Annotated in this window: 19 protein-coding genes and 5 tRNA genes; 22 read left to right on the top strand and 2 right to left on the bottom strand. The window is 49.1% G+C overall.

Annotation, left to right across the window (positions count from 1 at the left end; genetic code table 11):
* Window positions 1–4 precede the first annotated feature (4 nt).
* On the bottom strand, window positions 5–559 hold the full coding sequence (locus KO512_RS17100; RefSeq protein ID WP_215953558.1) for an NUDIX domain-containing protein: 555 nt from the start codon (window positions 557–559) through the stop codon (window positions 5–7).
* A 41-nt stretch (window positions 560–600) separates the two neighbouring features.
* The gene (locus tag KO512_RS17105; protein ID WP_215953601.1) at window positions 601–1,452 is read right to left on the bottom strand and encodes a thymidylate synthase; all 852 of its coding nucleotides are present in this window, start codon (window positions 1,450–1,452) and stop codon (window positions 601–603) included.
* A 108-nt stretch (window positions 1,453–1,560) separates the two neighbouring features.
* Between KO512_RS17105 and folA the strand changes: the two genes are divergently transcribed.
* The 22 genes from folA to tuf (KO512_RS17215) all read left to right on the top strand — a co-directional run bounded on the left by folA (window position 1,561) and on the right by tuf (KO512_RS17215) (window position 22,798).
* On the top strand, window positions 1,561–2,067 hold the full coding sequence (folA, locus tag KO512_RS17110) for a type 3 dihydrofolate reductase (protein WP_215953559.1): 507 nt from the start codon (window positions 1,561–1,563) through the stop codon (window positions 2,065–2,067).
* An 11-nt stretch (window positions 2,068–2,078) separates the two neighbouring features.
* On the top strand, window positions 2,079–3,044 hold the full coding sequence (birA, locus tag KO512_RS17115; protein ID WP_215953560.1) for a bifunctional biotin--[acetyl-CoA-carboxylase] ligase/biotin operon repressor BirA: 966 nt from the start codon (window positions 2,079–2,081) through the stop codon (window positions 3,042–3,044).
* Window positions 3,041–3,739 (top strand): type III pantothenate kinase, encoded by a 699-nt coding sequence (locus KO512_RS17120; protein ID WP_215953561.1) that lies wholly within the window; start codon window positions 3,041–3,043, stop codon window positions 3,737–3,739. Before birA ends, KO512_RS17120 begins: the two co-directional genes overlap by 4 nt.
* Window positions 3,691–4,434 (top strand): hypothetical protein, encoded by a 744-nt coding sequence (locus tag KO512_RS17125; protein WP_215953562.1) that lies wholly within the window; start codon window positions 3,691–3,693, stop codon window positions 4,432–4,434. The genes KO512_RS17120 and KO512_RS17125 overlap by 49 nt, the downstream gene beginning before the upstream one ends.
* Before the next feature lie 24 nt (window positions 4,435–4,458).
* A tRNA-Thr gene (locus tag KO512_RS17130) sits at window positions 4,459–4,534 on the top strand.
* A gap of 24 nt (window positions 4,535–4,558) precedes the next feature.
* Window positions 4,559–4,642: transfer RNA gene (locus KO512_RS17135), tRNA-Tyr, on the top strand.
* An 11-nt stretch (window positions 4,643–4,653) separates the two neighbouring features.
* Window positions 4,654–4,727: transfer RNA gene (locus KO512_RS17140), tRNA-Gly, on the top strand.
* 9 nt (window positions 4,728–4,736) lie between these two features.
* Window positions 4,737–4,811, top strand: a tRNA-Thr gene (locus KO512_RS17145).
* Between the two features lie 93 nt (window positions 4,812–4,904).
* Window positions 4,905–6,128, top strand: coding sequence for an elongation factor Tu (gene tuf / locus KO512_RS17150; protein WP_215953563.1), 1,224 nt, complete (start codon window positions 4,905–4,907; stop codon window positions 6,126–6,128).
* Between the two features lie 74 nt (window positions 6,129–6,202).
* Window positions 6,203–6,278 (top strand) — tRNA-Trp (locus KO512_RS17155).
* Window positions 6,279–6,339: 61 nt separating this feature from the next.
* On the top strand, window positions 6,340–6,708 hold the full coding sequence (gene secE, locus KO512_RS17160) for a preprotein translocase subunit SecE (RefSeq protein WP_215953564.1): 369 nt from the start codon (window positions 6,340–6,342) through the stop codon (window positions 6,706–6,708).
* 12 nt (window positions 6,709–6,720) lie between these two features.
* Window positions 6,721–7,254: a transcription termination/antitermination protein NusG gene (gene nusG / locus KO512_RS17165; protein ID WP_215953565.1), complete on the top strand. Its 534-nt coding sequence runs from the start codon at window positions 6,721–6,723 to the stop codon at window positions 7,252–7,254.
* Between the two features lie 103 nt (window positions 7,255–7,357).
* Window positions 7,358–7,792, top strand: a complete 435-nt coding sequence (gene rplK / locus KO512_RS17170; protein WP_126159327.1) for a 50S ribosomal protein L11 — start codon at window positions 7,358–7,360, stop codon at window positions 7,790–7,792.
* Window positions 7,792–8,487: a 50S ribosomal protein L1 gene (rplA, locus tag KO512_RS17175; RefSeq protein WP_215953566.1), complete on the top strand. Its 696-nt coding sequence runs from the start codon at window positions 7,792–7,794 to the stop codon at window positions 8,485–8,487. Before rplK ends, rplA begins: the two co-directional genes overlap by 1 nt.
* A 222-nt stretch (window positions 8,488–8,709) precedes the next feature.
* Window positions 8,710–9,204 (top strand): 50S ribosomal protein L10, encoded by a 495-nt coding sequence (gene rplJ / locus KO512_RS17180; protein WP_215953567.1) that lies wholly within the window; start codon window positions 8,710–8,712, stop codon window positions 9,202–9,204.
* Between the two features lie 64 nt (window positions 9,205–9,268).
* The gene (gene rplL / locus KO512_RS17185; RefSeq protein WP_126159330.1) at window positions 9,269–9,640 is read left to right on the top strand and encodes a 50S ribosomal protein L7/L12; all 372 of its coding nucleotides are present in this window, start codon (window positions 9,269–9,271) and stop codon (window positions 9,638–9,640) included.
* Window positions 9,641–9,812: 172 nt separating this feature from the next.
* Complete coding sequence (rpoB, locus tag KO512_RS17190; protein ID WP_215953568.1) at window positions 9,813–13,913, top strand: DNA-directed RNA polymerase subunit beta; 4,101 nt, start codon at window positions 9,813–9,815, stop codon at window positions 13,911–13,913.
* Between the two features lie 72 nt (window positions 13,914–13,985).
* The gene (gene rpoC / locus KO512_RS17195; protein ID WP_215953569.1) at window positions 13,986–18,212 is read left to right on the top strand and encodes a DNA-directed RNA polymerase subunit beta'; all 4,227 of its coding nucleotides are present in this window, start codon (window positions 13,986–13,988) and stop codon (window positions 18,210–18,212) included.
* Window positions 18,213–18,433: 221 nt separating this feature from the next.
* Window positions 18,434–18,808 (top strand): 30S ribosomal protein S12, encoded by a 375-nt coding sequence (rpsL, locus tag KO512_RS17200; RefSeq protein WP_126159333.1) that lies wholly within the window; start codon window positions 18,434–18,436, stop codon window positions 18,806–18,808.
* A 144-nt stretch (window positions 18,809–18,952) separates the two neighbouring features.
* Window positions 18,953–19,423, top strand: a complete 471-nt coding sequence (rpsG, locus tag KO512_RS17205) for a 30S ribosomal protein S7 (protein ID WP_126159334.1) — start codon at window positions 18,953–18,955, stop codon at window positions 19,421–19,423.
* A 30-nt stretch (window positions 19,424–19,453) separates the two neighbouring features.
* A complete protein-coding gene (gene fusA, locus KO512_RS17210) occupies window positions 19,454–21,544 on the top strand; it encodes an elongation factor G (protein WP_126159335.1) in 2,091 nt (696 codons plus the stop codon).
* A 30-nt stretch (window positions 21,545–21,574) separates the two neighbouring features.
* Complete coding sequence (gene tuf, locus KO512_RS17215) at window positions 21,575–22,798, top strand: elongation factor Tu (RefSeq protein ID WP_215953570.1); 1,224 nt, start codon at window positions 21,575–21,577, stop codon at window positions 22,796–22,798.
* Window positions 22,799–22,886: the final 88 nt, after the last annotated feature.

Below are 22,886 nucleotides of genomic sequence, written 5' to 3' on the forward strand. Positions count from 1 at the left end.
GTGATTAGGGTGCCATTCGGGTTAGAGCGAGTTTAAGTAACGCGGCAACCGACATAGCGTCCGTGATCTCGCCATCGACGGCCATGCGGATGGCCTCTGCTGTAGGGAGCTTCAGCAGTTCAATGTCTTCAGTATCTTCAAGCTGTTGTGTGCCTTGGCTAAGCTGGCTTGCCAGAAAGATAAAGGCGATTTCGTCGGTGACCGAGTTTGATGTTCTTAGCTCCATAAAGGGCTGCCAATGAGCGGCGCTTAAGCCGGTCTCTTCGCGAAGTTCTCGCTTGGCTGCATCCAGTGGTGGTTCATCGAGTGATGCGCCACCCTCTGGAATCTCGATGGTGGTTTCATTATTTGGGTAGCGACTCTGTTTGACTAGGCAGATCTGATCGTCATCATCAATGGCGATAATGCCAATCGCCCGCGATTTAAAGTGCACAACGCCATAGATCCCTTCGGTGCCATTGGGGCGGATCACCTCTTCATGACGCACCTGAATCCAAGGGTTGTCATAGGCAATCGTTTGGCTCTTCTGTTGCCAGCCACCAATTTTCAGTTTCGTCATTCGGTTATCTGCTGTGTGTGATTAGCGGTGCCAACAATCGCTTATACGGAAAAAGGATACTGAATGGGGTCGTGATACTGGTAGCCTTCGATTTCGAAGTCGTCGGTGCTAACCCAAGTTTCCAAATCTTCCAGCGTCTTAATATCCGGATTGATCTTAAAGGTTGGCAGGGGTAATGGTTCGCGTGTTAGCTGCACGTCACGCATCAGTTCGAGTTGATCTTCATAGATATGAGCATTAACAATCTTATGATAAGCCTTGCCCGGTTTTTTGCCGGTAATCTGGGCGATAATGGCCAGCAGAAAGTAGACCTGAACCATGTTGAAGGTCAGACCAAGTGGCACATCACAGCTGCGCTGCGTGCTGTTGAGATAGAGTGTATCCCCTAGCAGCGAGAAGTGGTGGCTGTACATGCAGGGGCGCAGGCAACCCATGTGAAAAGCGCCGGGGTGATAAAAAGTGTAGATTTCCCCGCGATCATCGATCCCCTGTGTTAGGTCGTCGACGATTTTGCGCAGCAGGTCGATGCTGCCGCCGTCGGGTTTCGGAAAGTTTCTGCCCACCTTGCCGTAAATAAAACCACAGTCATCGGTGCCTTTGCGATAGGGGTTGGCTAGCCATGCAGCATTGTCGTTGGCGTTGGCGTCCCAGGTCTTGGTACCGATCTGGCGGAACTGGGCGGCATTGTCGTAACCGCGAAGATAGCCCAGCATTTCGGCAATGGCGGACTTATAGAAACTTTTTCGGGTCGTGACTAGCGGGAATTCACCGGCGGCCACATCATAGGTTAGGTCGGCATTGATGACGGTCAGGCAGCGTTTTCCGGTGCGTTCATTTTCCACCCAGGTGCCTTCGTTGATAAGTCTTTGGCAAAGATCGAGATATTGTCGCATTGGTTTGTGATTGACACCTGTGGTTAAATTCAGCAAACGATGTTACCAAACAGTCAGTAGCAAGTCATCGATACCAGCATTAGTTCGAGTATTAGTTAAGGAGAGTTTATGAACCTGGCGATCATTGTGGCCCAGGCAGAAAATCGGGTGATCGGAATTAACAACAATCTACCCTGGCATCTGCCGGAGGATCTGCGCTACTTCAAGCGGGTCACAATGGGTAAACCGATTATCATGGGCCGCAAAACATTTGAATCGATTGGTCGGCCGCTACCGGGGCGCACCAATATTGTGGTCAGCCGTGATACGGCCTATCAGCCCGAGAATGTTAAGGTGGTGAATAGTCTCGAAGCGGCGAAAGAGCTGGCTGAGAGTATCTGTATGGTGAATGGTTGTGATGAGGCGATGGTGATTGGCGGCGCGCAGATTTATGAGCAGGCGCTTCCCTTGGCTGATCGGCTGTATTTGACGCAGGTTCATGCTGAAGTGAAGGGTGATGCCTTCTTCCCCGCGTTTCATCCCGGTGACTGGGCTGAAGTAGGGCGAGAGGACTTTTCGGCCGATGGGCCTAATCCGTACGATTACAGTTTTATTGTTCTGCAACGTATTTCCTGAAGGATATTCCTATGATTGAGCCACTATTGGCTGTGCTGGCAGACGGTAAGTTCCATTCAGGTCAAGCGTTGGGGCAGGCACTAGGTGTGAGTCGCAGTGCTATTTGGAAACAGGTTAAGAGCATCGAAGAATCGGGTATTGAGGTGTTCAGTGTTAAAGGTCGGGGGTACCGGATTCCCGGTGGGTTAGATCTGCTGGATCAAGCCTTGATTGAAGAGACTTTAGAGGCGGATGTACGTCAGCGGCTTAATCTGATCGATGTTAATCTGATTATTCCATCGACGAATGCGAAGGCGATGGAAGCCGTTTATCGTGATGGGCATGGTTCATTATATTTGGCTGAACAGCAGACGGCTGGTCGTGGTCGTCGTGGGCGTAGTTGGGCTAGCCCGTTCGCCAGTAATATCTATTTTTCGCTGACTTGGCAGTTTAACAATGGTGCAGCTGCACTTGAGGGGCTGAGTTTGGCGGTCGGTGTAGCGCTGATTCGGGGGCTGAAACGGCTGGGTGTCGATGGGATCTCGGTTAAATGGCCTAATGATCTATTATGGCGTGGACGCAAGCTGGCTGGCGTTCTACTCGAAATGAGTGGCGATGCCGCAGGCGAATGTTTTGTTGTGATCGGCGTGGGTATCAATGTCAATATGTCTGAGCTTGCGGCTGAGATGATCGATCAGCCATGGGTTGATCTGCGCCAAATTCTAGGTGACGCTCCGTCACGAAATCGTTTGCTGGCCGAGCTGATAAATGAATTGGTGCCGGTGCTAGAACAATTTTCGAGCGAAGGCTTTGCCGCGTTTAAGGATGAGTGGCAGATGGTTAATGCGCATCGTGATCAGGTGGTGAGTCTTAACTTAGGTAACCGCCAAGCGGTGGGTATTTGTCGCGGAGTTGATCAGGCGGGTGCGTTGCTATTGGAAACCGACGGAGAGTTGAAGTCGTATCATGGTGGCGAAGTGAGTGTGCGACTGGCATGAGCGTTTTAGATCTGGATGCGGGTAATACCTTTATTAAATGGCGGCTTGCAGGCTCAGGTTTGCGGGGGCGGTTGCGCCATAGTGAGTTAGCGATAGCTGAATGGCCGGTGGCAGTCGAGCGGGTGAGAGTCGCGTCGGTGGCTGGCGATCAGGTAAATCAGGCATTGCATCAGTTTGTCTCACAGCGGTGGCAGCTGCAGCCCGAATTCGCGGTGACTCAAGCGGCGGCCTGTGGCGTGAGTAATAGTTATAGCGATCCGTCACGGATGGGGGTTGATCGTTGGTTGGCAATATTAAGTGCCTGGCAGCAGGAACAGGATGCCTGTTGGGTGGTCGATTGCGGTAGTGCAATCACAGTAGAGCAGTTGAGTAGTGATGGCCAGCATTTAGGTGGCTATATCATTCCCGGGATGCAGCTGATGGGGCGCAGTTTACTGATGAATACCGCAGAGGTTATTGTGGATCAATCGATTGATGGTTTTGATGCTACACCAGGGATTAATACGTCGGAAGCCGTGCATCATGGTTTAAACCTATTGCTGGAATCGTTGGCTGAAAAGGTCATGCGTAAAGCGGCGGGTCAGCGGGTCTATGTTACCGGTGGCGACGGGGCGTTGTTTTGTTCGTTGGTGGATGGGGCTGTGTTATGTCCCGATCTGGTCTTGGATGGTTTACCGTTGGCACTGGGAGCTTAATGGTGCGCTGGTTGTTTCTAATTCTACTATTAGTCAATGGCGTGTATTTTGGCTGGCATCTGCGTCAGGCAAATAATCCTGTTGAGGTCGCTCGGCCTTCGCAGGTCGCCCAACTTCGGCTCTTGGATGAGGTTGATCGTTCGATGTTGCTGCCGCGTCAGGTGACACAGCCATCAGCGTCTGCAGCGTCTGTAGTGTCTGTAGTGGATGATGCTATGTGCCGAGTGATCACGGGGATAGTCTCTGAAGCGGTAGCGTTGCGTCTGCAAGAACGGCTTGAGCGTTTGGGGTTAACAGCATTGGTGTCGCAGGTAGATGTTGAGCGAGTCGAGGGATATGAGCTAACGCTTGATCAACCGGCTGATCAGGCCGTTCAGCGAACACTCGAAGCAAGTCTTGTTTCGCAAGGGTTGAGTCTAGAGGTTGCTAAGCGGGATCATCGAAATGTGTATATTGTTGGTCGGTTTAAAACCCGTGCAGCGTTAAATCAGGCGCGAGGTCGCTTGAATGAGCGATTCGAGCTGGGTGAATATGAGGTTATCGGGCCGTTATCTCAGTTTGAGGTTTGGATTGAAGCCGATAGTTCGCTAGAAACAGACAATAAAATCAAAGAGGTAGACGGTTTTTTGAATTCTGCCATGAAAATCGAAAAAAAGTTATGTAAAAGGGTTGCAAGCGCAGGGACTCGTGATTAATATATGCGCCACTTCACAGCCGATGCCGGTATAGCTCAGCTGGTAGAGCAACTGACTTGTAATCAGTAGGTCCCGAGTTCGACTCTTGGTGCCGGCACCATTTTTGGCGGTGAAGTATTGGTAGGGTGGGGTTCCCGAGTGGCCAAAGGGATCAGACTGTAAATCTGACGCGCGAGCTTCGGTGGTTCGAATCCACCCCCCACCACCAATAGCTGTTAGGCGGGTATGGTACAATGGTAGAACCTCAGCCTTCCAAGCTGATGATGCGGGTTCGATTCCCGCTACCCGCTCCAGTTTGATGTGCTCATGTGGCTCAGGGGTAGAGCACACCCTTGGTAAGGGTGAGGTCGGCGGTTCAAATCCGCCCATGAGCTCCATTATTTTCATAGGGTAGATATAGCGATATGTCTGCCCTTTGTTGTATGTGGCAACGTGGTTAATCACACTTACTTTACGCAAGGTAAATGGCAATGGCTAAAGAACAATTTGAACGTAATAAACCGCACGTTAACGTTGGTACAATCGGCCACGTTGACCACGGTAAGACTACTCTGACAGCAGCACTGACCCGTGTATGCGCAGAAGTTTTCGGTGGTAAAGCTGTCGCATTCGACGGTATTGATAATGCACCGGAAGAGCGTGAGCGTGGTATCACTATCGCGACTTCTCACGTTGAGTATGATTCTCCAACTCGTCACTATGCGCACGTTGACTGCCCAGGACACGCGGATTATGTGAAAAACATGATTACCGGTGCTGCTCAGATGGATGGTGCTATCTTGGTTTGTGGCGCGACTGATGGTCCTATGCCTCAGACTCGTGAGCACATCCTGCTGTCTCGTCAGGTTGGTGTACCTTACATCATTGTATTCCTGAACAAAGCAGACCTGCTGGCTGAAGATTGCGGCGGCGTTGATTCTGAAGAATACGCTGAAATGCTGGAATTGGTTGAGATGGAGCTGCGCGAGCTGCTTGATACTTACGACTTCCCAGGTGATGACACTCCGATCATTGCAGGTTCTGCACTGATGGCGCTGAACGGCGAAGATGATAACGAGCTGGGAACAACCGCTGTACGTAAGCTGGTTGAAGCGCTGGATACTTATATTCCAGAACCAGAACGTGCTATCGATCAGCCATTCCTGATGCCTATCGAGGACGTATTCTCTATCTCTGGTCGTGGTACTGTAGTAACCGGTCGTGTAGAGCGTGGTGTCGTTAAGACAGGTGAAGAGATTCAAATCATCGGTATTCGCGAAACTCAAACAACTACCTGTACTGGTGTTGAGATGTTCCGTAAGCTGCTTGACGAAGGTCGTGCAGGTGAGAACATTGGCGCACTGTTGCGTGGTACTAAGCGTGATGACGTAGAACGTGGTCAAGTATTGGCTAAGCCAGGTACTATCACTCCTCACACTCGTTTCGAAGGTGAAGTATACGTACTGTCAAAAGATGAAGGCGGTCGTCATACACCATTCTTCAAAGGTTACCGTCCACAGTTCTACTTCCGTACAACTGATATCACCGGTGCTTGCGAACTTCCAGAAGGCGTTGAAATGGTAATGCCAGGCGATAACATCAAAATGGATGTTACCCTGATCAACCCAATCGCAATGGAAGAAGGTCTGCGTTTCGCGATCCGTGAAGGCGGTCGTACTGTTGGTGCGGGCGTTGTAGCAAAAATCATCGAGTAATTGATGATTTATAGCAACCTAACGGTTGCTTCCTAGTAGGGATGCGTGTAATATACGCGTCCCTAGTTAGTACTAGGCCAGTGGCTCAATTGGCAGAGCAGCGGTCTCCAAAACCGCAGGTTGGGGGTTCGAGTCCCTCCTGGCCTGCCAACTCTAATCTGAGTTGGTGTCTAACAAGTTCATAGCAAATTATCGATAACCGAGGCCCATCGTGAATTCTAAAGTGTCTTCCGAAGGTTCAAAGCTGGATGGCCTGAAATGGGTCGTAGTGGTAGCCATTGTTGCTGCCGGCGTAGTAGGTAACTCTGTTTATTCAGAAGAGTCGCTGCTGTATCGCGTAATTGCACTATTAGTTCTTGCTGGTGTTGCAGGCTATATTGCGCTGCAAACCGCTAAAGGATTGGCTTTCTTTACATTGTTTAAAGAAGCTCGGTCTGAAATTCGCAAAGTTGTATGGCCAACTCGTCAGGAGACAATTCAGACTACTCTGATTGTGACTGTTGTAGTGTTGGTTGTAGGTTTGCTTTTGTGGGGTCTTGACTCATTGCTGAGTCTGGGCGTCTCGACTGTAATCGGATAAGAGGAAAGAGGCATGGCTATGCGATGGTATGTTGTACATGCGTACTCCGGTTACGAGAAGCGTGTAATGAATTCTCTGAAAGAACGAGTTGAGCTGCATAAGATGCAGGATGGCTTTGGTGATATCCTCGTTCCGACAGAAGAAATTGTTGAGATTCGCGAAGGTAAAAAACGTAAGTCTGAACGTAAGTTCTATCCGGGCTATGTATTAGTTCAGATGGAAATGAATGACGATACTTGGCACTTAGTTAAAGATACGCCGCGCGTTCTTGGTTTTATTGGTGGTACGGCAGATAAGCCAGCACCCATTACTGAGAAAGAAGCGCAAGCGATTCTGCAGCGTGTTGAAAGTGGTGTTGATCAGCCGCGTCCTAAAACCTTGTTTGAGCCAGGTGAAATGGTACGTGTTACTGATGGTCCGTTTGCCGACTTTAACGGTGTTGTTGAAGAAGTGAACTACGAGAAGAACAGGCTGCATGTTGCAGTATTGATCTTTGGTCGTTCGACTCCAGTTGAACTGGGGTTTGGTCAGGTCGAAAAAGCCTGATAACTGAATTTTAGGAACTGACCTCGGTGCTTGAATGAGTGCTGGGGTTTTTCCGTCTTTAAACGGGGAGCCGAAAGGCGTTATTACCCACCAGGAGTGAAACATGGCTAAGAAAATCCAGGCTTATATTAAGCTGCAGGTTGCTGCCGGTCAGGCGAACCCAAGTCCACCAGTTGGTCCAGCACTGGGTCAGCATGGTGTTAACATCATGGAATTTTGTAAAGCGTTTAACGCTGCAACTCAGGGTATCGAAGCGGGTCTTCCGACTCCTGTTGTTATCACTGTTTATGCAGATCGCAGCTTTACCTTCATTACTAAGACGCCTCCTGCAGCTGTATTGCTGTTGAAAGCGGCTGGTCTGAAGAGTGGTTCTGGTCGTCCTAACACTGAGAAAGTGGGTTCTGTTACTCGCGCTCAGTTGGAAGAGATTGCAACAACTAAAATGGCTGACTTGACTGCTTCTGATATGGATGCAGCTGTTCGCACCATCGCTGGTAGTGCACGTAGCATGGGTCTTACCGTGGAAGGAGTTGAGTGATGGCTAAGCTGACTAAACGCCAAAAGGCGATTGCTGAGAAAGTTCAACCTGGTAAGCAGTACGCTGTTAATGATGCGGTCGCTCTGTTGAATGAACTGTCTACCGTTGACTTTAAAGAGTCTGTTGATGTTGCGATCAATCTAGGTGTTGATCCACGTAAATCTGACCAAAACGTTCGTGGCTCAAGTGTGCTGCCAAGCGGTACTGGTAAAGAAGTACGTGTTGCTGTATTTGCTCAGGGTGAAAACGCTGAGAAAGCAAAAGCAGCTGGCGCTGATGTTGTTGGTTTTGATGATCTGGCTGACCAGATTAAAGGCGGCGACCTGAACTTTGACGTTGTTATTGCAACGCCAGATGCTATGCGTGTTGTTGGTCAGTTAGGCCAAATATTGGGCCCACGTGGTCTGATGCCTAACCCTAAAGTAGGCACCGTTACTCCAGACGTTACTACTGCGGTTAACAATGCTAAAGCAGGTCAAGTACGTTTCCGTACTGACAAAAACGGTATCATTCATGCAGGTATTGGTAAAGTTGGCTTCGAACCTGAAGCGATTGCTGCCAACCTAGACGCGTTGTTAGGCGAAGTGAAAAAGCTTAAGCCTTCTTCTGCGAAAGGCGTGTATCTGAAGAAAATTACCCTGTCCACCACTATGGGGCCAGGTCTGGTAGTCGATCAGAGCTCTTTGGGCGCTTAATCGATTTTCAGAAAAAATTGAGGGTCTCTGCGGTATTGCCGCAGAGGTCGTCAAAGACCGCAGGTGAGAGTGGCGCACGTAGTCAGTCTCTTAATCTATCAACCTGCGCAGACGGTGTGATCCCCTTAACAGGATCAATTCAACCACCGTACTCGGCGCTTCAGTGATTTATCATTGGAGTGATTGGTAAACAGTCGATAAGACTAAATCCAGGAGTAAATCGTGGCATTAGGACTCGAAGATAAAAAAGCGATTGTCGCTGAAGTCCAGGAAGCTGCTAAAGGCGCTCTTTCTGCTGTAGTTGCAGATTCTCGCGGTGTTACCGTTGAGAATATGACAGAACTACGTAAGCAGGCACGTGAAGCGGGAGTATGGCTACGCGTCGTACGTAACACGCTAGCGCGTCGTGCAGTAGAAGGCTCTGAATTCGAATGTATCTCAGATGCGTTCGTAGGTCCAACCCTGATTGCATTCTCTAATGAGCACCCCGGTGCTGGTGCGCGGATTCTGAAAGATTTCGCCAAGAAGAATGACAAGCTTGAGTTAAAGACCGCTGCTTTCGAAGGACAGACCGTAGACATCTCTGTGTTGGCTTCACTGCCTACATACGATGAAGCGATCGCTAAGCTGATGGGTTGCATGAAAGAAGCAGCTGCAGGCAAGCTGGTTCGCACTATTGCGGCTATTCGCGACCAGAAAGAAGAAGCTGCTGCTTAATTTTAAAAGCGGCTTAAGTAACGAGTTTAAGAGCCTCAGGCTCGAATATTTTAGGAATTGAACCATGTCTCTATCTAAAGAAGATATCTTGAATGCAATCGCTGAAATGTCTGTAATGGACGTTGTTGAGCTGGTTGAAGCAATGGAAGAAAAATTCGGTGTTTCTGCTGCTGCTGTTGCAGTTGCTGGCGCTGCTGGCGGCGAAGCTGCTGCTGCTGAAGAACAAACTGAATTTGACGTTGTTCTGGCTGCTGTTGGCGACAAGAAAGTTAACGTAATCAAAGCTGTTCGTGCAGCAACTGGTCTTGGCTTGAAAGAAGCTAAAGGCATGGTTGACGGCGCTCCTGCTACCGTTAAAGAAGGCGTTAGCAAAGATGAAGCTGAAGAGCTTAAGAAAGCTCTGGAAGAAGCTGGCGCAACTGTTGAAGTTAAGTAAGCAGCGCTATGCTTCGTATCAGACTATTTGATAGCTGATACATCTACGGCTGGTGGCAAAGTGCCACCGGCCTTTTTCCGTTATTAGTAAGAGCAAATGATAACGGCTCACAAACCGAGAAAATTCCTTCGGTTTGGTTGAATTTTTCAGGTGTAGATGCTGGGGAACTTAGATGGCTTACTCATATACTGAAAAGAAACGCATCCGTAAAGACTTCGGAAAGCTGCCGGAAGCGATGGATGTGCCATATCTATTGGCAATCCAGTTGGATTCTTATTTGAAATTCCTGCAACAGGGTGCTGACTCTACAGACCGCAAAGATGTCGGACTGCATGCTGCTTTCAGTTCCGTATTCCCGATCGTTTCCTATTCCGGAAATGCCGCATTGGAATATGTAGGTTACCGTCTGGGCGAGCCGGTTTTTGACGTTAAAGAATGCCAGATGCGTGGCATTACTTATGCGGCTCCACTGCGCGTAAGAGTCCGCCTGGTGATCTATGATCGCGAATCTTCAAATAAAGCGATCAAAGACATTAAAGAACAAGAAGTATACATGGGCGAAATGCCGCTGATGACCGACAACGGTACATTCGTTGTTAACGGTACTGAGCGTGTTATCGTGTCCCAGTTACACCGTTCGCCTGGTGTATTCTTCGACCATGACAAGGGTAAAACGCACTCCTCTGGGAAGCTGCTGTATTCTGCTCGTGTCATCCCTTACCGTGGTTCATGGTTGGACTTCGAGTTTGATCCTAAAGATAGCCTGTTTGTACGTATTGACCGTCGTCGTAAATTGCCGGCCACTATTCTGTTGCGTGCACTGGGTTATACCACTGAAGAGATCCTCGAAACCTTCTTTGATAATACGGAATGGGTACTGAGCGCAGATGAAATTCTGATGACGCTGGTACCTACTCGCCTACGTGGTGAAACGGCTACTTTTGATATTAAAGATGGTAGCGGCAATGTGCTGGTTGAATCCGGCCGTCGTGTGACTCCGCGTCATATCCGTCAGTTAGAGAAAGATAATATTACTAAACTAGAAGTACCGGTTGAGTACCTGCTAGGTAAAGTATTAGCAAAAGATATTATCGATCCGACTACCGGTGAGTTGCTGTGCGAAGGCAACAGTGAGATCACTGAAGAAGTGCTCGAGTTGATGCGCAGCCGTAATGTGACTGCATTTGAAACGCTGTACACCAACGAGCTGGATTGTGGTTCATTTATCTCTGATACCCTGCGTATCGATACGACCCGCAATCAGTTGGAAGCGCTGGTAGAAATCTACCGCATGATGCGTCCTGGCGAACCACCAACCAAAGAGTCTGCTGAGAACCTGTTCGAAAACTTGTTCTTTGCTGAAGAACGTTACGACCTTTCTGCCGTTGGCCGAATGAAGTTTAACCGTCGTCTCGGTCGTGATGATGAAGTCGGTTCTGGCGTGCTGGATAAAGACGATATCCTCGCCGTGATGAAGACGTTGATCGATATTCGTAACGGTAAGGGTGTTGTCGATGATATCGATCACCTGGGTAACCGACGTATTCGTTCTGTTGGTGAAATGGCTGAAAACCAGTTCCGTGTTGGTCTTGTGCGTGTTGAGCGTGCGGTACGTGAACGTTTGAGCATGGCTGAATCCGATAACCTGATGCCTCAGGATCTGATTAACGCTAAGCCAGTCGCTGCTGCGGTTAAAGAGTTCTTCGGTTCATCTCAGCTGTCTCAGTTTATGGACCAGAACAACCCGCTGTCAGAAGTCACCCACAAACGTCGTGTATCAGCGTTAGGGCCTGGCGGTCTGACTCGTGAGCGTGCTGGTTTTGAAGTACGTGACGTACATCCGACCCACTACGGTCGTGTATGTCCAATCGAGACACCTGAAGGACCAAACATCGGTCTGATCAACTCGCTGGCAACTTATGCCCGCACTAACGATTATGGTTTCCTTGAGAGCCCATACCGTAAAGTGGTTGATGGTCAGGTAACTGATGAGATTGAATACTTATCGGCAATCGAAGAGGGGCGTCATGTTATCGCTCAGGCTTCTGCTGGTATGGATGACAACCATAAGCTAACCGATGAGTTGGTTGCGGTACGTCATGAAAATGAATTTACGGTTATGCCGCCGGAAAAAGTTACCTACATGGATGTATCTCCACGTCAGGTAGTTTCGGTTGCTGCAGCGCTGATTCCGTTCCTTGAACACGATGACGCGAACCGCGCATTGATGGGATCAAACATGCAGCGTCAGGCTGTACCAACATTGCGTGCTGACAAGCCGCTGGTTGGTACCGGCATGGAGCGCTATGTTGCTCGTGACTCCGGTGTTTGTGTCACAGCTAAGCGCGGTGGTGTGATTGAAGCCGTTGATGCGGCCCGTATCGTTGTACGTGTGAGCGATGAAGAAACAGCAGCGGGTGAGGCGGGTGTGGATATCTACAACCTGACTAAATACACCCGTTCTAACCAGAACACCTGTATTAACCAGCGCTCGATTGTGAGTCAGGGTGAAACAGTTCAGCGTGGCGATATCATGGCTGACGGTCCGTCCGTTGACTTGGGTGAGCTGGCGCTGGGGCAGAATATGCGTATCGCATTCATGCCTTGGAATGGTTACAACTTCGAAGACTCGATTTTGATCTCCGAGCGTGTTGTACAGGAAGACCGCTTCACAACTATCCACATTCAGGAACTGACCTGTGTGGCCCGTGATACCAAGTTGGGCTCTGAAGAGATTACTTCAGATATTCCAAACGTAGGCGAGTCTGCACTGGCGAAGCTGGATGAAGCCGGTATCGTACATATCGGTGCTGAAGTTGGCCCTGGCGATATTCTGGTTGGTAAGGTGACACCTAAGGGTGAAACTCAGCTGACACCTGAAGAGAAGCTGCTACGAGCTATCTTTGGTGAGAAAGCGTCCGACGTTAAAGATACTTCGCTACGTGTTAAGACAGGTACCATCGGTAAAGTTATCGATGTACAGGTGTTCACCCGTGACGGTGTGCCTAAAGACGAGCGTGCTCTCTCCATTGAGCAATCTGAACTGAACCGAATCCGTAAGGATTTGAACGAAGAGTTCCGCATTGTTGAGCAAGCAACCTTTGAACGTCTTGGGCGGGCATTGTGTGGTCTTAAAGCTGAAGGTGGTGCAAACTTCCAGAAAGGCGAAGAGATTACCTCTGCTGCGTTGGCTGAACTGAAGAAATCTGACTGGTTCAAGATTCGTGTTGCTGATGAATCAGCACAGGAAATGCTTGAAAAAGCTCAAGAGCAGCTGGAAGAAAGCCGCGTTGAGTTGGATGCTAAGTTCGAAGACAAGAAGAACAAGCTACAAACCGGTGATGACCTCGCACCTGGCGTACTGAAGATTGTTAAGGTTTATGTGGCAACTAAGCGCCGCGTACAGCCAGGTGACAAGATGGCAGGACGTCACGGTAACAAGGGTGTTATCTCCGTTATCATGCCGGTTGAAGATATGCCGTATGATGAGAACGGCGAGACAGTTGATATCGTCTTGAACCCTCTGGGTGTACCGTCGCGGATGAACGTAGGTCAGGTTCTTGAGACCCATATGGGTATGGCGGCCAAAGGTTTGGGCGTTAAGATCAATGCGATGCTGCAAGCCGAGCGTGATCGTCTAGAAACCGTTAAAGAACTGCGTGAATTCCTGGATCGTATCTACAACAGCGAATTGGGTGGCTATAAGTCAGGCCGTCATGAAGATATCGACTCTCTGAGCGATGACGAAGTGATGGAGCTGGCGAAGAACCTGAAAGGTGGTGTACCGCTGGCAACCGCAGTATTTGACGGTGCTAAAGAAGCGGAAGTTAAAGAGCTGCTGCGTATGGCAGATCTGAGCGACACCGGTCAGTTCACCCTGTTTGATGGTCGTTCCGGTGATCAGTTCAGCCGTCCGGTAACCGTTGGTTACATGTACATGCTGAAACTTAACCACTTGGTTGATGACAAGATGCACGCACGTTCTACCGGCTCTTACAGTCTGGTTACTCAGCAGCCGCTGGGTGGTAAGGCGCAGTTCGGTGGTCAGCGATTCGGTGAGATGGAAGTGTGGGCACTGGAAGCATACGGTGCGGCTTACACCTTGCAGGAAATGTTGACGGTTAAATCCGATGACGTGAATGGCCGTACGAAGATGTATAAAAACATCGTCGATGGTGATCATCGTATGGAACCGGGCATGCCAGAGTCGTTCAACGTGCTGGTGAAAGAGATCCGCTCGCTGGGTATCGACATCGAGCTGGAATCCGAGTAACCCTTTAACAGATAGTTTACTACGCAGCTGATTAACCGCTGCGTGGTCAACTCCCCCGAGGAGCTGAAAGAAATGAAAGATTTACTAAATCTGTTGAAATCCCAGGGACAGAACGACGAGTTTGACTCGATCCGTATCGGTCTGGCATCACCTGAGATGATTCGTTCTTGGTCTTTTGGTGAAGTTAAAAAGCCAGAAACCATTAACTACCGTACGTTTAAGCCTGAGCGTGATGGTCTGTTCTGTGCCAAGATCTTTGGTCCAGTAAAAGACTATGAATGTCTATGTGGCAAGTACAAGCGTCTGAAGCATCGCGGTGTAATCTGTGAGAAGTGTGGCGTTGAAGTTGCACTGGCTAAAGTTCGTCGTGAACGTATGGGTCACATTGAGCTGGCATCGCCTGTTGCACACATCTGGTTCTTGAAGTCTCTACCATCCCGTATCGGTTTGATGCTGGATATGACTCTGCGTGATATTGAGCGGGTCCTGTACTTCGAATCATTTGTCGTTATTGATCCAGGTATGACTACGCTTGAGCGTGGTCAGCTGATGAATGACGAGCAGTACTTTGAAGCGCTAGAAGAATTTGGCGATGACTTTGATGCCCGTATGGGTGCTGAAGCGATCCAAGAGTTGCTGAAGTCTATCGATCTTGTTGAAGAGATCGAAGTAATGCGTGAAGAGCTGCCGGCAACCAATTCAGAAACTAAAATTAAGAAGCTGTCTAAGCGTCTTAAATTGCTGGAAGGTTTCCACCAATCAGGCAACAAGCCTGAATGGATGATTTTCCAAGTTCTACCGGTTCTGCCACCGGATCTGCGCCCATTGGTGCCGCTGGATGGTGGTCGTTTTGCGACATCCGATCTTAACGATCTGTACCGTCGAGTGATCAACCGTAACAACCGTTTGAAGCGCCTGCTTGATCTGAGTGCACCGGATATCATCGTACGTAACGAAAAACGTATGCTGCAAGAATCTGTTGATGCGCTGTTAGATAACGGCCGTCGTGGTCGTGCGATTACAGGCTCTAACAAGCGTCCTCTGAAATCCTTGGCTGATATGATCAAGGGTAAGCAGGGTCGTTTCCGTCAGAACCTGTTGGGTAAACGAGTCGATTACTCCGGTCGTTCGGTTATCGTGGTAGGTCCATACCTGCGTTTGCATCAGTGTGGTTTGCCTAAGAAAATGGCGCTGGAACTGTTCAAACCGTTTATCTTCTCTAAGCTGGAACTGCGTGGTTATGCGACCACTATTAAAGCCGCTAAGAAGATGGTTGAGCGTGAAGAATCGTTGGTTTGGGATATTCTCGATGAGGTTATCCGCGAACATCCGATCATGCTTAACCGGGCACCAACACTTCACCGTTTGGGTATCCAGGCATTTGAACCAGTATTGATCGAAGGTAAAGCGATTCAGCTGCACCCATTGGTCTGTGCTGCTTACAACGCCGACTTTGACGGTGACCAGATGGCGGTGCACGTACCGTTGACTATCGAAGCGCAGCTAGAAGCTCGCGCCCTGATGATGTCGACTAACAACGTACTGTCGCCTGCCAACGGTGAGCCTATCATCGTACCTTCTCAAGACGTGGTCTTGGGGCTGTACTGGATGACCCGTGCGCGTATTAACGCTCAGGGTGAAGGCATGGTGTTTGCTGATATTAAAGAGGTTCAGCGGGCTTACGGCGCCAAGCAGGTAGATCTGCAAGCGTGCGTGAAAGTGCGTATCCATGAAACGATTCGTGATATCGAAGGTAACGAAGAGCATATCACTAGCATTAAAGAAACGACCGTTGGTCGTGCCATGCTGTTTGATATCGTGCCAACCGGTCTGCCATTTGATCTGGTTAACCAGGCGATGACGAAGAAAGCTATTTCGCGTCTGATTAACACCGCTTATCGTATCGTTGGTTTGAAAGATACCGTTATCTTCGCTGACCAAGTGATGTACATGGGCTTCCGTCAAGCGACGGTTTCTGGTTCTTCTATCGGTGTTAACGATTTCGTTATCCCAGATGAGAAGGTCGATATCATCACTTCTGCTGATACCGAAGTGAAAGAGATCGAAATGCAGTACGCTGACGGTCTGGTTACCCAAGGCGAGAAATACAACAAGGTTATCGATATCTGGTCCCGTGCAAACGAAGTGCTGGCTAAGAAGATGATGGATAACCTGAAGAAGGAAGAAGTGCTTAACCGTGCTGGTGAGCTGGTTATTCAAGACTCCTTCAACTCAGTGTATATGATGGCCGACTCCGGTGCCCGGGGTAGTGCGGCACAGATTCGTCAGTTGGCGGGTATGCGTGGTCTGATGGCGAAACCGGATGGTTCTATCATCGAGACACCAATTACCGCTAACTTCCGTGAAGGTTTGAACGTACTTCAGTACTTCATCTCTACTCACGGTGCGCGTAAAGGTCTTGCTGATACCGCATTGAAAACAGCGAACTCTGGTTATCTGACACGTCGTTTGGTTGATGTTTCTCAGGATCTGGTTATCACTGAAGATGATTGTGGTACTGAAGAAGGGCTAGTCATGCAGCCGCTGATTGAAGGCGGTGATGTTGTGGTTGGTTTGGGTCACCGTATCTTGGGTCGTACTATCGCTAAAGATGTGATGGATCCAAGCGGCAAAGAAGTACTGATCGAAGCGGGTACGTTGATTGATGAGGCTTGGGTTAAGCGTCTTGATAATGAGCAGCGTTTCTCCTCTATCGATAAAGCTGTTGTACGCAGTGCAATTACCTGTGAAACAGCCTTCGGTCTGTGTGCTAAGTGTTATGGTCGTGATCTGGGTCGTGGTCATAAGGTTAACCCAGGTGAAGCAGTGGGTGTTATCGCTGCTCAGTCTATCGGTGAGCCGGGTACACAGCTGACCATGCGTACCTTCCACATCGGTGGTGCGGCATCACGGGCAGCGGCTGTTGATAGCGTTCAGATTAAACACTCCGGTGAGATCCGGATGCATAACCTTAAGTCTGTAGAAAAAGCAGATGGTTCACTGGTAGCAACTTCTCGTTCCGGCGAGTTGGGTGTAACCGATGAGCATGGCCGTGAGCGTGAGCGTTATAAGCTGCCTTACGGTGCTGTGATTAAAGTTAAAGATGGCGATCGTGTTGAAGCTGGCGCTATTGTGGCTAACTGGGATCCGCATACCCACCCAATCATCTCCGAGGTGGCGGGTAAGCTTGAGTTTGTTGGTATCGATGACGGTATTACCGTTAAGCAACAAACGGATGAACTGACCGGCTTGTCGACTATCGAGATTCTGGACCCAGCAGTACGTCCAGCGGCGGGTAAAGATATCCGTCCGATGATCCGTTTGGTTGATGCCACTACCGGTGATGACTTGTTCCACCCAGGTACGGACTCTGCTGCACAGTACCTACTGCCTGCTAAGGCGATTCTGAACCTGAGCAATGGTGCAGAAGTGGGTATCGGTGATGTACTGGCACGTATTCCGCAGGAAGGTTCTGTGAACAAGGATATCACCGGTGGTCTGCCACGGGTTGCTGACTTGTTCGAAGCGCGTAAGCCTAAAGAGTCTTCTATCCTGGCTGAAGTGTCCGGTACGATCACCTTCGGTAAAGAAACCAAAGGTAAGAAGCGTCTAGTTATCAGTCCTCCTGATGCTGATCCTGTCGAGCTGATGATTCCTAAGTGGCGTAACCTGAACGTATTTGAAGGTGAAGTCGTACAGAAGGGTGAGGTTATCTCTGATGGACCGTCTAACTCCCATGATATTTTACGTATCAAGGGTGTTGAGGAACTGGCGAAATATATCACCTCTGAGATTCAAGACGTTTACCGTCTGCAGGGTGTTGGCATCAACGATAAGCACATCGAAGTGATTGTGCGTCAGATGCTGCGTAAAGCTGATATTACCGCCAGTGGTGATAGCTCGTTCATCAACGGTGAGCAGGCTGAATACCACAAGGTTGTCGCTGAGAATAAGAAATTGGTGGCTGAAGGTAAAATTCCAGCTAAGTATGATCGTGTACTGCTGGGTATTACTAAAGCATCGCTGGCAACAGAGTCGTTTATCTCTGCTGCATCGTTCCAAGAAACAACCCGCGTTCTAACTGAAGGTGCGGTGTGTGGTAAGAAAGATTACCTGCGCGGCCTGAAAGAAAACGTTGTTGTTGGACGATTGATTCCAGCCGGTACCGGTTTGGCTTATCACAAAGCGCGTAAGCGTAAAGCTCAGAAAGTCGATGATAACGTCACTGTCAGTGCAGAAGATGTTCAATTGGCACTGACTGAAGCGTTGAACCAAGCAGCGATGCCTGATTCAGAATAATGAGCTGTAGGCGGGTTTGAATTAGTTTTCAGACCCGTCATTAGAGCTTATATGTAGATAACTTTGGTCTAGAGGCTAAGAAAGATCTAAAAAGAGTTATCTAATACTTGGTCGAATATTGACCTAGTGGGCCGAGATTGAGTACAATCTCGGCCCTTTCGTGACAGGAGTGAAAAAAATCCTGTTTTTTTGGTGCTTAAATAAAGCGTGGAGTTTGCTTAATGGCAACTATTAACCAGCTGGTGCGACAGCCGCGCAAGCGTAAAGTGGTAAAGAGCGATGTACCTGCATTGCAGGCTTGTCCTCAACGCCGCGGCGTTTGTACCCGCGTCTATACAACAACCCCTAAGAAACCGAACTCAGCATTGCGTAAAGTATGTCGTGTTCGTTTGACTAACGGATTTGAGGTTACTTCCTACATCGGTGGTGAAGGTCATAACCTGCAAGAACACTCCGTGGTTCTGATTCGTGGCGGTCGTGTAAAAGACTTACCGGGTGTTCGTTACCACACAGTACGTGGCGCACTGGATACCAGTGGCGTAAATGACCGTAAACAAGGTCGTTCTAAGTACGGTACCAAGCGTCCTAAGTCTTAATTGTTTCCGGGACGGCGACAGAAGTCCGGCACTGGCTGTGCAAGCAGCCCGCTATACAACTAGAGCTAGACCGCAAGCAATAAGAGTAAGGTCAGGTATCAATTCCTGAAATAACCTGAAGACCTGTAGATAAAGGGGCTTATCATGCCAAGAAGAAGAGTTGCGGCAAAACGTGAAATCCTGCCGGATCCTAAATTCGGTAACATTACACTGGCAAAATTTACTAACCACCTGATGATCAGTGGTAAGAAATCTGTTGCTGAGAAGATCGTTTACGGTGCGCTGGATAAAATCAGTGAGCGCACGGGTGAAGATCCAATCGAATCATTCAACAAAGCACTTGAGGCTATCCAGCCAATGGTTGAGGTTAAATCTCGCCGTGTGGGTGGTGCTACCTATCAGGTGCCTGTAGAAGTACGTCCTTCTCGTCGTATGGCTCTAGCTATGCGTTGGTTGGTTGATGCTTCCCGTAAGCGTGGTGAAAAATCCATGGCTCTGCGTCTAGCTGGTGAAATCGGCGATGCAGTAGAAGGCCGTGGCGCAGCTGTGAAGAAACGTGAAGACGTTCATCGCATGGCTGAAGCGAACAAAGCATTCGCTCACTATCGCTTCTAAGCTTTTGATGTAAGGTCTGAGGATTGAGTTTTGGCTCGTAAAACGCCTATTAACAGATATCGAAATATCGGTATCTGCGCCCATGTTGATGCTGGTAAAACGACGACCACTGAGCGTGTTTTGTTCTATACCGGTATGTCTCATAAAATCGGTGAAGTACACGACGGTGCGGCGACCATGGACTGGATGGAGCAGGAACAGGAGCGTGGTATCACTATCACCTCCGCTGCGACAACCTGTTTCTGGAGTGGCATGAGTAAACAGTTTGATCAGCACCGTATCAATATTATTGATACGCCGGGGCACGTTGACTTCACCATTGAAGTTGAGCGTTCTCTGCGGGTGCTTGATGGTGCTGTAGTGGTGTTGTGTGCGTCTTCGGGTGTTCAGCCTCAGACCGAGACCGTTTGGCGTCAGGCGGATAAATATGAAGTACCGCGGATGGTTTTCGTCAATAAGATGGACCGTGCCGGTGCCGACTTCTTCATGGTCAAAGACCAGTTGAAGGAGCGCCTGGGGGCAAGCGCTGTGCCAATCAATTTTCCGATTGGTGCAGAAGAAGAGTTTAAAGGTGTAGTCGATCTGATTCGCATGAAAGCCATTATGTGGAATGAAGCGGATCAGGGGATGACTTACGAGCTTTACGACATCCCCGCTGAGTTGCAAGAGCAGGCTGAAGAGCTGCGTGAGCAGATGATTGAAGCCGCTGCTGAAGCATCCGATGAGCTGATGGACAAATACCTCGAAGGAGGTGAATTGTCCAATGAAGAGATAAAAGCGGGCTTACGTCGACGCACGCTTGCCAATGAACTTGTTCTTATGCAGGCAGGTTCTGCCTTTAAGAATAAGGGTGTGCAAGCGATGCTAGATGCCGTGATTGAGTATATGCCATCGCCGGTCGAAGTTAAGGCGATCGAGGGTATGCTTGATGACGACGAGACGCTTGAAACTCGCGAAGCGGATGATGCGGCGCCTTTTGCAGCGTTGGCATTTAAGATAGCGACTGATCCATTCGTGGGTACACTGACATTCGTGCGTGTGTATTCGGGTGTGCTGGCTTCTGGCGACAGTGTTATTAACACGGTTAAAGGTAAGAAAGAGCGCGTCGGGCGGATGGTGCAGATGCACGCTAACAACCGTGAAGAGATTAAAGAGGTTCGCGCAGGCGATATCGCTGCTCTGATCGGTATGAAAGATGTTACGACCGGAGATACTCTGTGCTCTCCTGATCATAAGATCACGTTAGAGCGTATGGAGTTTCCTGAACCGGTAATCTCGGTGGCTGTTGAGCCTAGATCTCAGGCAGACCAGGAAAAAATGGGTATCGCGCTGGGCAAGCTTGCTCAAGAAGATCCCTCTTTTCGGGTGGCAACTGATCCTGAAACCGGTCAGACAATTATCTCTGGTATGGGCGAATTGCACCTAGATATTCTAGTGGATCGCATGAAACGTGAATTTAGCGTTGAAGCGAACATTGGTAAACCGCAGGTAGCCTATCGCGAGAAAATCCGTCAGTCTGTCGATGCAAACCATAAGTTTATTCGTCAGTCTGGTGGTCGTGGCCAGTATGGTCATGTTGTCATTGAGTTTAGTCCGTCTGAAAATGAAGGGCTGGAGTTTATCAATGAAATTGTTGGTGGTTCTATTCCTAAGGAATATATCCCAGCGATTGAAAAAGGTATCGAAGAGCAGATGAAAAACGGCGTCATTGCCGGTTATCCGCTCATCGGCCTGAAGGCTCGTCTACATGATGGGTCTTACCATGAAGTTGACTCTAATGAGATGGCGTTTAAAATTGCCGCCTCACAGGCGCTTAAAAAGTATGCGCAGGAAGCAAGTCCCTGTCTGCTTGAGCCTGTTATGAAGGTGGAAGTGGTAACGCCCGAAGATTACATGGGTGACGTGATGGGTGACCTGAACCGTCGACGTGGTCTGGTTCAGGGTATGGACGATTGTAGTTCAGGTAAGATAATCAATGCTCAGGTTCCACTGGGCGAGATGTTTGGTTATGCTACCGACCTGCGTTCGGCTACTCAGGGTCGTGCAACCTACTCAATGGAATTTCTTGATTATGCCGAAGCGTCAGACAATGTCGCCCAAGCAGTAATCAATGCAAGATAATTTGCCCAATATATTAATGAGGAATTAATCGTGGCTAAAGAACAATTTGAACGTAATAAACCGCACGTTAACGTTGGTACAATCGGCCACGTTGACCACGGTAAAACTACTCTGACAGCAGCACTGACCCGTGTATGCGCAGAAGTTTTCGGTGGTAAAGCTATCTCATTCGCCGGTATCGATAATGCTCCGGAAGAGCGTGAGCGTGGTATCACTATCGCGACTTCTCACGTTGAGTATGATTCTCCAATTCGTCACTATGCGCACGTTGACTGCCCAGGACACGCGGATTATGTGAAAAACATGATCACCGGTGCTGCTCAGATGGATGGTGCTATCTTGGTTTGTGGCGCGACTGATGGCCCTATGCCTCAGACTCGTGAACACATCCTGCTGTCTCGTCAGGTTGGTGTACCTTACATCATTGTATTCCTGAACAAAGCAGACCTGCTGGCTGAAGATTGCGGCGGCGTTGATTCTGAAGAATACGCTGAGATGCTGGAATTGGTTGAGATGGAGCTGCGCGAGCTGCTTGATACTTACGACTTCCCAGGTGATGACACTCCAATCATTGCAGGTTCTGCATTGATGGCACTGAACGGCGAAGATGAGAACGAGCTGGGAACAACTGCTGTACGTAAGCTAGTTGAAGCGCTGGATACTTATATTCCAGAACCAGAACGTGCTATCGATCAGCCATTCCTGATGCCTATCGAGGACGTATTCTCTATCTCTGGTCGTGGTACTGTAGTAACCGGTCGTGTAGAGCGTGGTATTGTTAAGACGGGTGAAGAGATTCAAATCGTCGGTATCCGTGATACTCAAACAACTACCTGTACTGGTGTTGAAATGTTCCGTAAGCTGCTTGACGAAGGTCGTGCAGGTGAGAACATCGGTGCACTGCTGCGTGGTACTAAGCGTGACGACGTAGAGCGTGGTCAAGTACTGGCTAAGCCAGGTACTATCACTCCTCACACTCATTTCGAAGGTGAAGTGTACGTACTGTCTAAAGATGAAGGCGGTCGTCACACACCATTCTTCAAAGGTTACCGTCCACAGTTCTTCTTCCGTACTTGTGACATCACAGGTTCTGTAGAACTTCCAGAAGGCGTTGAAATGGTAATGCCAGGCGATAACATCAAAATGGATGTTACCCTGATCAACCCAATCGCAATGGAAGAAGGTCTGCGCTTCGCGATCCGTGAAGGCGGCCGTACTGTTGGTGCTGGCGTTGTAGCTAAAATCATCGATTAATTTTCGCTGATTTAAAAAAGGCTCCTTCGGGGGCCTTTTTTTGTGCCTTTTGATATGGCTGATTTTGGTGTATTCAAAGCTTCTGTGC

This window comes from Amphritea atlantica, assembly GCF_018860855.1.
Classification (GTDB): Bacteria; Pseudomonadota; Gammaproteobacteria; order Pseudomonadales; family Balneatricaceae; genus Amphritea; species Amphritea atlantica_A.